Source organism: Brevundimonas sp. CURTG3B2_SDJG (assembly GCF_057364705.1).
This window is the reverse complement of record NZ_JBNFOJ010000066.1, coordinates 1-12201: the sequence shown is the minus strand read 5'-3', so window position 1 is coordinate 12201 and position 12201 is coordinate 1. Positions and strand designations below refer to the sequence as shown.

The following is a 12201-nucleotide window of genomic DNA, read 5'->3' as shown; positions in this document are numbered from 1 at the left end:
GCGGCCGGCCGCTCGGGCAGCACCGGCGTCGAGCCCAGGTCGATGGTGGCCGGCTCGCGCTGGTAGTAGCCGGGTTCGTCGCGCACCGCGGGTGAGGGAACCTCGGCGACGGCACCTGGCCAGAACGCCTCGGCGGTCGCCGAAAGCGCCGCGGTCTGGGCGACCAGTTCGGCCTCCGTCTGACGGACCAGGGTGTTCTCGTAGACGCGCAGGAAGATGGCGCTGAAGCCGGGCAGCAGGCCGGCGAAGACCAGCACGGCGATCAGGATGGTGCGCAATCTCAGCACGGGCCAATGGCGCCGCACAAACCGCCTGAGACCGCTGGGCCTGTCGTAGCTCAACCGCTCGCGCCGACGCAGGGGCCCAGCTGGTAGCCCAGGCCCGGGCGGGTCTCGACCACGTCGCCGCCGCCGACGGCCGCGAACTTGGCCCTCAGGTTCCGGATGTGGCTGTCGATGGTGCGATCGGTCATGGCGAAGCCGGGGCCGTGCACCCGATCGATGATGGCGTCGCGGGTGAACACCATGCGCGGCTGAGCCGCCAGGATGCGGACGATGGCGAACTCGGTCACCGTCAGCGGCACTTCGCGGCCGCCCCACGCGGCGCGCCAGCCTTCGGAGTCCAGGGCCAGCCGGCCGTGGGATACGGCGTCGGACGGCAAAGGAGCGGGGGTGCGGACGGTGCGGCGCAGGATGGCCGCCACGCGCGCCACGACTTCGCGCGGACTGAACGGCTTGACGACATAGTCGTCGGCCCCGAGCTCGATGCCCAGGACGCGATCGATCTCGTCGTCGCGCGAGACAGGAACAGGACCGGAAGGTCACCCTGGCTGCGGATGCGGCGGCAGGTCTCGATGCCGTCCATCCTGGGCATGTTGATGTCCAGGATCACCAGGTCCGAGGGATGGGCCGCCAGGTCGGCGAGCGCCGCCTCGCCATCCGCGGCCTCGCGGGTCGCCAGCCCGGCCTTGCCGAGGGCGAAGACCAGGAGGTCGCGGATGTGGGAGTCGTCGTCGACCACCAGGACGGTGCGCTGCATGGCGGCCATGTTCAGCCTGCGGGGGCGGAGGGTCAACGGGGCGAAAGGACCGGACGAAGCGGCCTGGGCGGCGAAGGGGTCGCGCGGGGATGGGTCGATGTGAAGCATGGGGCCTCTCCTGCAAGCCCCCTTGTCGCCCGGCCGGCGTCAGCGCGGCGGGATTGCAGAAGGAGCTTTCGCGGAGAGTCGGTGCAGAAGGCGTGCAGACGCCCGCGATACTCAGACGAAGTAATCTAAGGTTGCTTTTCTTTTACAATCCTAGATTACTTGCGACAGAATCTGCAACTGGCAGGGTTCCCGGGCGAGATAAGAATGTTTTCCTGATATACGTCCGAATCTGACGCATCATGTTGTTAGGATTTATTTCCGCCAGCGGTCGAGCCGGGGCGGAGAACCTATCCGGAGAACAATCATGACTGTCGCATCCCACGCATTCGGCGTCGGACTCTTCATCGACTTCGCCGATTTCGACATCCCCGCGGGCGTCGATCTCGTCCGCACCAGCGGTTACGCCGTCGCGGGACGCGGCGAAGCCCTCTACGCCGCCGTCGCCTCGGGCTCGGCGGCCCCTTGGCGCACCCAGGACGCGAACGGCCGCTGGTTCGAACTGTCCGAGACCGTGCCGACGCCGCAGATGTTCGGCGCCGTGGCCGACGGCGCGGCCGACGACACCCAGGCGCTCAGGAACGCCATCGCTTTCGCCGCCGGCGGCAGGTCTACATGCCGGGCGGCGTCTATGTGGTCCGCCAGAAGATCGAAGTGTTGTCGACCGCCAACCCCAACTCGGCGTTCGGCCCCGGCCTGCATCTGATCGGGGCCGGCATGGCCGACACCATCATCGACAACCAGTGCTCCAACGAGAGCCTGTTCTACCTGAACTCCTCGGTCCACACGCCCTTCACCGCGCAGATCGGGGTCAAGGTGGCCAATCTGACCGTGACCCGACAAACCTCGGGCGTGAACAGCGGGGCCTTCGAGCTGGTCAACGCTTACCAAGTGCAGTTCGACCAGGTCACCATCGAGAAGCAGCAGGGCAGCGGCATCGTCCTGAAGAACGGCGACTACGTCGATGACGGCTGGAACAGCGTCGCCCTGAGCAATCTTTGGATCGACGGCTGCACGCGCTGGGGCGTCGAAGCCGCCGGCGGCTACGCCCGCAACGAGGGTAGCTTCTCGAAATTCCACAACGTCTTCATCCAGAGCTGCGGGACCAATGAGTATTTCACCGTCAGCAATGTGAGCAACGCCGTATCGGCCGAGGTCACCCTCCTTCTGGCCCAGCTGCCGCGCGTCTTCCCGCAGCGGACCGCCCATCCGTTCAAGGAGGGCGACCGGGTCATGTTCCATGGGGTCCAGGGCATGACCCAGATCAACGAGGTGATCTACAAGGTCGGTCCCAATCCGACGGCCACGACCTTCAAGCTCTACTCGAACGTCCTGCCCAGCAGTCCGGTCGGCGCGCCCGTCGCCCTGGCCGCCAACCCGTTCACCACGACGGCGAACAGCCGGACGGTGACCGTCGCGGCCGCCGCCCACGGCGCCGCCGTGGGCGACTACGTCCGTATCTCGGGCGCCTCGCCGGTCGGCGGCGTGGCGATCAGCGGGCCGTACGAGATCATCAGCGTCATCGACGCCAACAGCTATACGATCTACGCCAACGTCTCCGCGGCCAGCGCGGCCACGGGCGGCGGCGCGGCCGTACAGGCCGCCTACGCCCTGGCGGCCCCGATCGACTCCTCGGCGTTCGGCGCGTTCTCCAGCGGCATGGCCACCGGCGCCCTGCCGAACAATCCGTTCACCACCGTGGCGGGCCAATCCGTGGTGACGGTCACCCACCCGGCGCACAGCGGCGTGGCCGGCGGCGTGGCCAGCTTCAGCGGCGCCGCGGCCGTGGGCGGGCTGACCCTCAACGGCTCGTACGCGATCACCCAGGTGATCGACGCCGACACCTACCGGATCCAGGCCCTGGCCAACGCCGGGTCCAGCGTGGCCGGCGGCGGCGCGACCGTCCAGGCGGCCTACGCCGACGGCCCCACCAAACAGGCCGAGGTGAGCTATCTGGAACCCCGCTCGGGCGGTCTGCTGTGGAAGGGCCAGCTGCTGCACCTGCTCTCCTGCGGGTTCACGCTGAACCAGAACGTGGCGCAGTTCATTCCGGGCGACGCCGGTCTGGCGACCGGCGCCCTGTGCGAGCAGGTGACCTGGGAGAACAGCTATCGCCGCCACGTCTTCTGCACCGGGATCGACAGCTTCACCGCCATCGCCAACCAATTCCACGGCGCCGAAGAATATCCGACCTGGGTGGGGGTGGAGTTCAACGCCTGGCGTCACCTGATCCGCGGCGTGTCGTGGGACGGCACGGCCGTGCGCTCGGCGCGCAACCGGTCGCTGCAATGGAAGCTGACCGGCGCCAATGTCGCCGCCGACAGCTGTCGGGTCCGCCGTACGATGTGGCAGGACTTCGACTACGTCGGCCAACGCCGGTTCGAAGGCTGGCGGTTCGACCAGATCGAGGAGGACGGCCTGCTGCGCCACGTGACGTCGAACCCCGGCGAGTTCATCAGCTTCGGACCCAGCACGGTGAATGGCTCCGGCAACAAGACGCCGATACGGATACGCGGGCCGAACGGCGCCCGGGTGAACGGCCAATGGCCCGAGGCGGCCTCGACGACCGGCGAGTGGGTCGAGCTGCAGTTGGGCCCGTCGGGCCTGGTTCGCCGCAACTCGACGGACAATCTAGCGCCGACCGGTCCCAACGACCTGGCCAAGGACGCGATCTACAACGTCTTCCTGTACGACAGCGACGGAGCCCCGGCCCTGGCCCTGGCCAACGCCGCAGACGCCGGAAGCGCCTATTCGATCGACCCGCTGACCGGCTATGCGGTCCGGACCTCGGATCCCTCGATGCGATGGGTCGGCCGGGTGAAGACGGACAACCTTCCGGGCCAGGCGGCGAAATTCCTGACCTCGGCCGACGCCAACTACCTGGCCCCGTCCAGGATCGCGGGCTCTCAGATGGGATCCAGCGACTGGTTCTGGCAGGAGCCGGCCAAACGTCGCCTCTGGTTCAAGTCGGGGGCCCTGCCCGTGTCGCAGGATGGCGGGTCCTACGCCCTGTCCGGATCGTTCGAGGCTGCGGCGCCCTACGATCCGCCCTCGCTGCCCGCGGGCGGATCGGCCTCGACCACCCTGCCGGCGATCTGCGAACTGGGCGACCATGTTCTGGCGACCAGCTTCTCGGCCGATCCGTCGGGCGTGCTCTTCCAGGGCTACGTCTCGGCGTCCAATCAGATCACCGTGGTGCTGACCAACGCCACCGCGGGAACGGTGGACCTGGGTTCAGGCACGCTGCGGGCCATCTACCAGCGTCGATGACCGGCGCCCGGCCCGAGTCCCGGCGAAAACTGAGGCTGTCCCCCGGACGGATCGCCGCCAAGGCGTCCGTCCGGGCGACTGTTCCGCGCGGGTCGTGCGCGGGAAGGTGCGGCCCGACGATCCGGGGGCAACCGGGGAGCGAGCCGCCGAGCCGCCCGGTCTCTAGGCCCGGCCATTTGGGCCGTTTTTCGACGAGGGCGGGATCGATCCCCGGCTCGCCGTCTAGTGCACCATGAACCGGGCGGACCCCGACATCCTGTGACCGTCCGGACCTTCCGCGACCCAGGCGGCCGCATAGGTTCCGGGCGAGAGGCGCGGCAGGGCGACCCCGACCGTGGCGGCGGCCGGAGCGGCGGGGGCGGTCACCACGATCGGCTCCCGCCCTTCGGCGGTCAGGGTCACCGTCTTCAGGATCATCGGATGGGGAAAGGTGATCGTGAACCGCTCCGGCGAGCCGTGGGTCATCGCACCGTCGGCCGGCGTAGTGACGACGCCGGAGGGGCTTGCGGCCGGCTGCTGCATGCCATGGCCCGCGTGCGAATCCTGGGCCGCCGAGGCGGTCGAGAGGCTCGCCAGGGCGGCGGCGAGAAAGAGGGTGCGGATCATCAGAGCGTCTCCTTGAACTAGAACCAGGCCCGAAGGCCGACGACGAAACGGGTGTGCTCGACCTCGCCGCCCCGGGCCTTCGCGTAGTCGGTGGTGTCGCCGAGCGCGTGGCTCCATTCGACGCCGACGTAGGGGGCGAGCTCCTTTTTGAACTCGTAGCGCAGCCTCAGCCCGACTTCGATCGAGGACAGGCCGGATCCGATCTCCAGCTCCGGGACATCGCTGGCCGAGGCCTCGACCTCGATCCGCGGCTGCAGGATCCAGCGCTGGGTGATCCGCTGGTCGTACTCCGCCTCCACCCGGGCGGTCAGATCCCCCTCGGTCGACAGGAAGGCGGCGGCGTCGACCTCCCACCAGTAGGGCGCCAGACCCTGAAGGCCCAGGACCAGGTGGGTCGTATCCTCGCCGTCCACGCGGAAGTCCTGGCGGACGCCGGTCTGGATGTCCCAGAAGGGGCTCACCGCGCGGCTGTACAGGGCCTGAACCTCCGCCTCCTCGGGCGCGTCTCCGAACGCCCCCTCGCCTTCGGCCTTCCACCAGAAGCGATTGATGTCGCCGCCGGTCCAGCCCTGGACGTCCCAGAGGTAGGTCTCGTCGCCGTCGCCGAAGCCGGCCTCGAACCGGTCGACGACCGCTGCCGCGGTGCGGACGTCGCCGTTCTCCCGGATCAGGGTCCGGCGCGACGCCCTCATCGCCTCGGCGCCGAAGACCAGGTCGGCGGCGTGGACCGGGCCGTCCAGGGGCGCGCCGGGCGGCGGCGCTTCGGGCTGACGGCCGCGTCGTCGGCGCTGGTCGGGGAGGTCGGGCGGGCCCATCCGCATCGCCGACATGTCATGGCCGGCGTGCGGATCCTGCGCGGGCGTCATGCTCGACATGTCATGACCTGCGTGGGGATCCGGCTGCGCGGGAGATGCGGCGGACATATCGTGTCCGGCGTGCGGGTCGGGTTGCGCCGGCGGCGCCATGACATGCCCCGCATGGGGATCGGCGGCGGGCGGCCGGGCCGGAGCGGGCGGCATGACGTGACCCGCGTGCGGGTCCTGCGCCTGGGCAGCGCCGGCGGCCAGGAGTAGCGGCGCCACCGCGAGGGCGAGGCGGCTCATCGGGCCCCTCCGTCCATGGGACGCACCGTCACGACGTTGAACATCCCGGCGTGCATGTGCATCAGCAGGTGACAATGGAACGCCCAGTCGCCCGGGGCGTCGGCGGTCAGGTCGAACGTCACTTTCGAGCCCGGCGCGACGTTGACCGTGTGCTTCAGCGGCTGATGCCCGGCGGGGCCGCCCGTCACCAGCTCGAAGAAATGGCCGTGCAGGTGGATGGGGTGGGCCATCATGGTGTCGTTGACCAGGGTCACCCGCACGCGCTCGTCCCGCTCGAACCGGATCGGCTCGACCAGCTCGCTGAACTTGCGGCCGTCGAAGCCCCACATGAACCGCTCCATATTGCCGGTCAGGTGGATTTCCATGGTCCGCGACGGCGGGCGCTGGTCCTTGTTGGGCGCCAGCGAGACCAGGTCGGTATAGACCAGGACGCGGTGATCGACGTCCTTCAGGCCCGTCGGCCGCTCGCCCAGCCGGTTCGCGGGCGCCATGGAGACCATGTCCACACCGACGCCCACGGCCATGTCCGCCGGCGCATTCTCGGGATCGCGCATGTTCATGCCGGACATCGACATGCCGGCGTCCGGGTCCTGCGCCCCGGCGCCGTGATCCATGCCGGCCATGCCGCCGTGGTCCATGCTTCCGTGATCCATTCCCCCCATGCCCATGTCGCTCATGGTCAGGTTCGGAACCTCGCGCAGCGGCGGGACCTCGGCGGTCATGCCCAGGCGCGGGGCCAGGGTGGCGCGGCCCATGCCGGACCGGTCGATGGCTTCGGAGACGATGGTGTAGGCGCGGTCCTCGGTCGGCCACACGATCACGTCATAGGTCTCGGCGACCGAAATCTGGAACTCGTCGGTCTCGACCGGCCGCACGTTCTCGCCGTCGGCCTGCACCACCGTCATGGGCAGGCCGGGGATGCGGACGTTGAAGATCGACATGGCCGAGGCGTTGATGACGCGCAGGCGGACCCGCTCGCCCGGCCGGAACAGCCCCGTCCAGTTCTCGGCCGGCCCGTGGCCGTTGATCAGATAGGTGTAGGTCGAGCCGTTGACGTCCAGGATGTCGCGCGGGTCCATGCGCATCCGGCCCCACATGCGCCGCTCCGCCAGGCTCATCCGGTCCTCGCCCGAGATCAGGCCGGACAGGGTGGTGCGTTGCTGGTTGAAGTAGCCGGGGCTCTTCTTGAGTTTGTCCAGGATCTCGTGCGGATGCATGAAGCTCCAGTCCGACAGGACCAATACGTGCTCGCGGTCGTAGGCGACCGGATCGGCGTCCGCGGGATCGATGACGATGGGCCCGTAGTGGCCCATGGCCTCCTGGAGGTTGGAGTGGCTGTGGTACCAGAAGGTGCCGGACTGCTTCAGCTGGAACTCGTAGACGAAGGTCTCGCGGGGCCGGATGCCGGGGAAGCTGATGCCGGGCACGCCGTCCATCTGGAAGGGCACCAGCAGGCCGTGCCAGTGGATCGAGGTGTCCTCGTCCAGGCCGTTGGTCACCGACAAGCGGACATTCTGGCCTTCCCGGAGCCGAAGCAGCGGCGCCGGCAGAACGCCGTTGATTGTCACCGCATGCCCCGTCCGGCCGCCGACCGTGAACGGCGAATGACCCACCGTTAGGTCGATGTTCGGCCCGGCCAGGGTCGGCGGATCGGCCCTCAGGCCCACCGATCCCGTCTGGGCCCAGGCCGGCAGGAGGCCCTGCAGGCCCAACAAACCGCCGCCCGCCGCGGCTCCGCGAAGTAGGGCGCGGCGATTGAGGCGCGTCATCGACATTCCGGACTGGGCCTTTCCATGCTGTCAGGCGCCGCGTCGCGCGGCCGTTCTCGTTCAGATACGCGCCGGGGCGGCCGTCCCCTTGCGGCAGGACGCCACAGGCGGCGTCTCGGCCGGGTCAGCCGTCCCCGAGTCCGTGAGCCTTCAGCGCCGCCGTCAGCTTCCGCCGGGCGCGGGCGATCCGTGTCTCGACCGCCTTGGACGTGACGCCCAGAATCGCCGCGATCTCGGCGTGGGACCGCCCTTCCAGGATCGCCAGCAGCAGGGGCGCCTTCAGCGTATCGGGAAGGTCGGCCACGGCGCGCTGAACGACGGCCATCCTGCGCCGATCGTCGATCCCGGCGTCCGGCGCCGATGCGCCGTCGCCGACCGCCTCGGCCTCGGGCGCGTCCAGGCCCATCACCCCGCGCACGACCCGTCGGACCGCACGCTTGCGGCCCCAGTCCCGGCATTTGTTCACGGCGATGGAGCGCAGCCAGACATCGAACGGCCGGGCGGGATCATAGCGACGGATCGCCAGCCAGGCCGAGGCATAGGCCTCCTGAAGCACGTCGTGAGCCTCGTCCTCATCGCCCACGTAGCGGCGCACGAACCGGTAGAGGTCCGCCTTGGTCCCCGCCATCAGGGCGGTGAACGCGGCGCGATCCCCCCGCGCGGCGCGGGCTTGCGTGGTGGCGGCTTCCGTCACGCTCCGCGCTTAGCCCGCGTCCTGGCGCAGGGCGTCCACGATCCGGCGGTCGAAGACCTCGGCCTGAGCGGGCGTCATGACCGACCGCATCTCGAAGACATGGGCGATGGTCGCCTTCTGCAGGTCCCCCATGGCTTCGTGGAAGTGGTCCACGGCCGCCTGGACCTGGGGTGTGTCGCCGTCGCTGGCGGCGATGGCGGCGGCCAGCTCCCGGTTGGCCCCGCGCACCTCGGCCTCCAGCGCCTGCCGGCGCCCGGCGAACCGGGCCTCCATGGCGTTCAACCGGCGTTCCTGGTCCGCGGTCAGATCGAGTTCGTGATGGACGATGCTGTGCAGGCTCGGCGTCTCGCGCTCCCGCATGACCCAGGACGCGGTCGCCCAGGTCGCCGCTCCGCTGGCCAGGGCGGCCAGCAAGGCGGTCACCGCCATCGATCGCCAGCCAGCCCTCATCCGCGGGCGTCCAGGCTGGCGAGCGGCGACAGGCCCGCCGAGACCGTGAAGACGCGCATCTCCGACGGCGCCGGCTTCAGCGCGAGCATGGTCAGCCCCCCGTTCAGCCCGCCGATCATCAGGGCCGCCGCCACGACCGCGATGCGAAGCCGGCCGATCCGGCGGCGTTCGCCGACGCGCGCCCAGACCGCCTCCTCCATCGCGTCCAGGCGGGGGTCGTCCGCCGACGTCGCCGTCGCGATCCACTTCTGAATGTCGTCAGTCATCACACACCGCCTCACGCCCCTCTGCGTCATACGCGGCCGCGCCCGCCTCCCCTCGCGAGGGACCCGCCCGCCACCTGCGTAGATAGCAGAGAACGGCCGGAAGGGCTCGGCCGTGGGGGACGACGTGACCGAAGAACCTGACGGAAGGCGATATCCGTTTCCCGACGCGCTTGAGCCGCTGACCGGGGTGCGGTTCTTTCTCGCCCTCGGCGTCGTGCTGTTCCACTACCAGCTGCAGTGGTCGTTCACCTGGGACGCCGGGCTGTTGAATCGGGCCCGGCTGGGCGTGGACGTCTTCTTCATTCTGTCCGGGTTCATCCTCACCCACGTTTATCTGCAGGGCGACATCGCTCCTGACTACCGTCGCTTCCTGATCGCGAGAGTCGCCCGGATCTATCCGGCGCACCTCTTCATTCTGCTGACGATGCTGATCGATGCTCGGTCGCGCGCGCCCTTGCTGGGGGGTCGGCTCGAGCGGGCGCTTCACGACCTCGGACTTCCTGCAGACCCTGTTCCTGATCCAGGCCTGTTTCCGCGCGACACCATGGCGTTGTGGAACGGGCCGGCTTGGTCGCTGTCGGCCGAATGGTTCGCCTATCTGGCCTTCCCCGCCTATTCCGCCGTGGCGCTCTGGCTGCGAAGGCGGCCCTGGCTTCTGATCGCGATCGCCGGAGCGCTCTTCGTCGGCCTGGATGCGGCCTACCAGGCGGAATTCGGCCGGGTCCTGCCGCGCGCCGAAGACAGCATGGGCATCCTGCGCATCGTCCCCGAGTTCCTGTACGGCGTCGGCCTGTACTATCTCGGCCTGCGTTGGCCTCCTTCGGCGCGCATCGCCGTCCCCGCGGTCCTCGCGACCACCACCCTGCTGCTCGCCTTGATGCAGGCCGGCGCCGACGACCGGCTCATCGTGGCCGCCGCCGGTCCCTTCGTCCTGAGCTTGGCCCTGCTGGCCAAGGCGGGCGTGCGCAGCATCCTGTCGCATCCCGCGATCCTGTTCGCGGGCGAAGCCTCCTACGCCCTCTACCTCGTCCACATTCCTGTTCTGATGGTGTGGCGCAACGCGGCCCAGGCGCTCTTCGGGTGGCCCGGCGACTATTCGATGGGCCCGTTGGAGCTGACCGCCATGCTTGCGCTGAGCCTGGCGCGGCCGCCGCCATCCATCTGTTCGTCGAACGGCCGGGGCGACGGATCGTGCGCCAACGGCTGACGCCGGCGCCGCCGAGTCCCGTCGAAGCCAGACGTTCCATACGCAGCGATCAAGGAGAACCGCTTTGAAATCCGCAATGAACCGACGCCTTCTGCTGGGCGGCGCCGTAGGTCTGGCCGCATCGGTCGTCCAATCGGCGCAGGCCCGGCCGCCAAGGACGCTAAGGGTCTACAAGACCCCGACGTGCGGCTGCTGCGACGGATGGATCGCGCACATGCGCCAGGCGGGGTTCGTCGTCGCCGTCACGGTCCAGTCTGATCTCCAGCCCATCCGCAGCCGCCATGGCCTGCCCGACGCCTTGGCGTCCTGCCACACCGGCGTCGTGGACGGATATCTGGTCGAGGGCCACGTTCCGGCGAGCGACGTGATCCGCCTGCTGGACCAAAGGCCCGCGGCGGTCGGCCTGGCCGTGCCGGGCATGCCGTTGGGGTCGCCGGGCATGGAAACGCCCCAGGGCCGGAGGGACCCTTACACGACCCTTCTGGTGCTGCGCGGCGGCGCAACTCGGGTGTTCGCCCGCCACAATCAGGCCGCCTGAAGCCTTGCCGACGCGTTCTTCACTCCGAACTTCGTGAGATTCCCATGACCCGCACCCGCCTCGCCCTCGCCGCCTCGATCGCCGTCCTTTGCGCCGCCGCGCCCGCCCTCGCCCATGATCCGGCAAACGCCGGAGGCTCGGCCGCCGTCGCGCCCGAAGCCGCGCAAGCCGCCGCCGCCGTCGACGCATTCCACGCGTCGCTCGAGACGGGCGACACGGCCGCCGCATTGGCCCTGCTGTCGCCGGACGCCATCGTCTTCGAGGAAGGCGGCGCCGAACGGTCCCGAGACGAATACGCCTCGCATCACCTGAGCTCCGACGCCGCCTTCGCCGCCGCGGTGGAGGCGACGACCACGCTGCGGTCCGGACAGGCCGCCGGCGACGTGGCCTGGATCATGAGCGAGGGCCGCACCACGGGCCAGTTCAACGGCCGCGCGGTGGATCGCCTGACCACCGAGACCATGGTGCTGCAGCGCGGGGCGGACGGCTGGCGCATCCGGCATATCCACTGGTCGTCCCGCGCGCCGCGCTAACCCCGTTCAGCCCAGGGACGCGGGAGGCGGCAAGACGCCCATGAGCGCGACCAGGGCCAGCAGGGCGGCTCCGGCCAGCATCTCGGCGACGACGCTGCGCCGGAGCCGCCTCAGCGCTCCGGCCGGATCTTCGCCGTCCGTCAGCGCCCGGCCGAGAGCCGGCGTCAGCCGGAACCGGTTGACGCCGGCGAAGGCGAGCATGAGGCCGAACAACGCCAGCTTGGCGATCAGCAGCTGCCCATAAGGGCTGGCCCCCAACTCCGGCACGCGCGCCGGCCCCACCAGGAACCAGCCGTTCACCAGGCCGGTCAGCGTCAGCAGGGCGACCGCCAGGGTCCCCGCTCCGGCGAATCCCTGGAGCGCGCGATGGACCGCCGGATTTTCCGGCGCGGCGCGGCGCAGCAGCAGGACCGTCAGGGCGGCCAGGGCGCCCAGCCAGAGCGCCGCGGCGACCGCGTGGATGACGTCGGCGGCGAGATGGAGAGGACCTCCCGGGCCTTCGGTCGCGGCCCCGTGGCCGGTCCAGGCGAAGCTGGCGGTCGCCACGAAAAAAAGACCCGCGGCCAGAACCAGCAGCCAAAGCGGCCGACCCGACCGCAGACGGGGCGACGGCGCCCAGCGA

General features: G+C 69.8%; 15 protein-coding genes and 1 pseudogene. 6 read left to right on the top strand and 10 right to left on the bottom strand.

All coding sequences use genetic code 11. From position 1 onward, the window contains the following. The 3 genes and pseudogenes from AC2W7C_RS06420 to AC2W7C_RS06410 form a co-directional block, all read right to left on the bottom strand. Positions 1 to 287: pseudogene (locus tag AC2W7C_RS06420) on the bottom strand (sensor histidine kinase); the annotation flags it as partial. A gap of 50 nt (positions 288 to 337) precedes the next feature. Next, on the bottom strand, positions 338 to 583 hold the full coding sequence (locus AC2W7C_RS06415) for a winged helix-turn-helix domain-containing protein (RefSeq protein ID WP_486000699.1): 246 nt from the start codon (positions 581 to 583) through the stop codon (positions 338 to 340). Beyond that, on the bottom strand, positions 574 to 1146 hold the full coding sequence (locus tag AC2W7C_RS06410; protein ID WP_486000698.1) for a response regulator: 573 nt from the start codon (positions 1144 to 1146) through the stop codon (positions 574 to 576). Before AC2W7C_RS06410 ends, AC2W7C_RS06415 begins: the two co-directional genes overlap by 10 nt. Positions 1147 to 1450: 304 nt before the next feature. Between AC2W7C_RS06410 and AC2W7C_RS06405 the strand changes: the two genes are divergently transcribed. Together AC2W7C_RS06405 and AC2W7C_RS06400 are read left to right on the top strand one after the other, a co-directional pair. Beyond that, a complete protein-coding gene (locus tag AC2W7C_RS06405; RefSeq protein ID WP_486000697.1) occupies positions 1451 to 1849 on the top strand; it encodes a hypothetical protein in 399 nt (132 codons plus the stop codon). After that, a complete protein-coding gene (locus tag AC2W7C_RS06400; protein ID WP_486000696.1) occupies positions 1798 to 4413 on the top strand; it encodes a hypothetical protein in 2616 nt (871 codons plus the stop codon). The genes AC2W7C_RS06405 and AC2W7C_RS06400 overlap by 52 nt, the downstream gene beginning before the upstream one ends. 222 nt (positions 4414 to 4635) lie before the next feature. Here the strand turns inward: AC2W7C_RS06400 and AC2W7C_RS06395 are convergent, their stop codons facing one another. Together AC2W7C_RS06395 and AC2W7C_RS06390 are read right to left on the bottom strand one after the other, a co-directional pair. Further along, positions 4636 to 5019, bottom strand: coding sequence for a copper resistance protein CopC (locus tag AC2W7C_RS06395; protein WP_486000695.1), 384 nt, complete (start codon positions 5017 to 5019; stop codon positions 4636 to 4638). A 17-nt stretch (positions 5020 to 5036) separates the two neighbouring features. Then, positions 5037 to 5885, bottom strand: coding sequence for a copper resistance protein B (locus AC2W7C_RS06390; RefSeq protein WP_486000694.1), 849 nt, complete (start codon positions 5883 to 5885; stop codon positions 5037 to 5039). 12 nt (positions 5886 to 5897) lie between these two features. On the opposite strand from AC2W7C_RS06390, the gene AC2W7C_RS06385 reads away from it, so the two are divergent. Then, on the top strand, positions 5898 to 6092 hold the full coding sequence (locus AC2W7C_RS06385) for a hypothetical protein (protein WP_486000693.1): 195 nt from the start codon (positions 5898 to 5900) through the stop codon (positions 6090 to 6092). 26 nt (positions 6093 to 6118) lie between these two features. On the opposite strand, the gene AC2W7C_RS06380 is transcribed toward AC2W7C_RS06385, so the two are convergent. From AC2W7C_RS06380 to AC2W7C_RS06365, 4 genes are all read right to left on the bottom strand, one after another. After that, a complete protein-coding gene (locus tag AC2W7C_RS06380) occupies positions 6119 to 7897 on the bottom strand; it encodes a copper resistance system multicopper oxidase (RefSeq protein ID WP_486000692.1) in 1779 nt (592 codons plus the stop codon). A 118-nt stretch (positions 7898 to 8015) separates the two neighbouring features. After that, positions 8016 to 8585 carry an RNA polymerase sigma factor gene (locus AC2W7C_RS06375; protein ID WP_486000691.1) on the bottom strand — a complete coding sequence of 190 codons (570 nt, stop codon included), beginning with the start codon at positions 8583 to 8585 and terminating at the stop codon, positions 8016 to 8018. A 9-nt stretch (positions 8586 to 8594) separates the two neighbouring features. Further along, the gene (locus AC2W7C_RS06370) at positions 8595 to 9035 is read right to left on the bottom strand and encodes a Spy/CpxP family protein refolding chaperone (protein ID WP_486000690.1); all 441 of its coding nucleotides are present in this window, start codon (positions 9033 to 9035) and stop codon (positions 8595 to 8597) included. Further along, entirely contained in the window at positions 9032 to 9301 is a 270-nt protein-coding gene (locus AC2W7C_RS06365) for a hypothetical protein (protein ID WP_486000689.1), read from the bottom strand. Before AC2W7C_RS06365 ends, AC2W7C_RS06370 begins: the two co-directional genes overlap by 4 nt. 124 nt (positions 9302 to 9425) lie before the next feature. On the opposite strand from AC2W7C_RS06365, the gene AC2W7C_RS06360 reads away from it, so the two are divergent. The 3 genes from AC2W7C_RS06360 to AC2W7C_RS06350 all read left to right on the top strand — a co-directional run bounded on the left by AC2W7C_RS06360 (position 9426) and on the right by AC2W7C_RS06350 (position 11579). Continuing rightward, positions 9426 to 10508, top strand: a complete 1083-nt coding sequence (locus AC2W7C_RS06360) for an acyltransferase family protein (RefSeq protein WP_486000688.1) — start codon at positions 9426 to 9428, stop codon at positions 10506 to 10508. A 76-nt stretch (positions 10509 to 10584) separates the two neighbouring features. Then, the gene (locus AC2W7C_RS06355; RefSeq protein WP_486000687.1) at positions 10585 to 11046 is read left to right on the top strand and encodes a DUF411 domain-containing protein; all 462 of its coding nucleotides are present in this window, start codon (positions 10585 to 10587) and stop codon (positions 11044 to 11046) included. 44 nt (positions 11047 to 11090) lie between these two features. Further along, positions 11091 to 11579 (top strand): YybH family protein, encoded by a 489-nt coding sequence (locus AC2W7C_RS06350; RefSeq protein ID WP_486000686.1) that lies wholly within the window; start codon positions 11091 to 11093, stop codon positions 11577 to 11579. A gap of 6 nt (positions 11580 to 11585) precedes the next feature. Here AC2W7C_RS06350 and copD read toward each other — a convergent pair. Further along, positions 11586 to 12201: copper homeostasis membrane protein CopD (copD, locus tag AC2W7C_RS06345; RefSeq protein ID WP_486000685.1), on the bottom strand; the 616-nt coding region annotated here is incomplete at its 5' end.

Coding starts and splice junctions, on each gene's coding strand:
- AC2W7C_RS06410 (WP_486000698.1), bottom strand. CDS start 1,146: ATGCTTCACATCGACCCATCCCCGCGCGACCCCTTCGCCGCCCAGGCC.
- AC2W7C_RS06405 (WP_486000697.1), top strand. CDS start 1,451: ATGACTGTCGCATCCCACGCATTCGGCGTCGGACTCTTCATCGACTTC.
- AC2W7C_RS06395 (WP_486000695.1), bottom strand. CDS start 5,019: ATGATCCGCACCCTCTTTCTCGCCGCCGCCCTGGCGAGCCTCTCGACC.
- AC2W7C_RS06390 (WP_486000694.1), bottom strand. CDS start 5,885: ATGACGCCCGCGCAGGATCCGCACGCCGGCCATGACATGTCGGCGATG.
- AC2W7C_RS06385 (WP_486000693.1), top strand. CDS start 5,898: ATGACCTGCGTGGGGATCCGGCTGCGCGGGAGATGCGGCGGACATATC.
- AC2W7C_RS06380 (WP_486000692.1), bottom strand. CDS start 7,897: ATGTCGATGACGCGCCTCAATCGCCGCGCCCTACTTCGCGGAGCCGCG.
- AC2W7C_RS06370 (WP_486000690.1), bottom strand. CDS start 9,035: ATGAGGGCTGGCTGGCGATCGATGGCGGTGACCGCCTTGCTGGCCGCC.
- AC2W7C_RS06365 (WP_486000689.1), bottom strand. CDS start 9,301: ATGACTGACGACATTCAGAAGTGGATCGCGACGGCGACGTCGGCGGAC.
- AC2W7C_RS06355 (WP_486000687.1), top strand. CDS start 10,585: ATGAACCGACGCCTTCTGCTGGGCGGCGCCGTAGGTCTGGCCGCATCG.
- AC2W7C_RS06350 (WP_486000686.1), top strand. CDS start 11,091: ATGACCCGCACCCGCCTCGCCCTCGCCGCCTCGATCGCCGTCCTTTGC.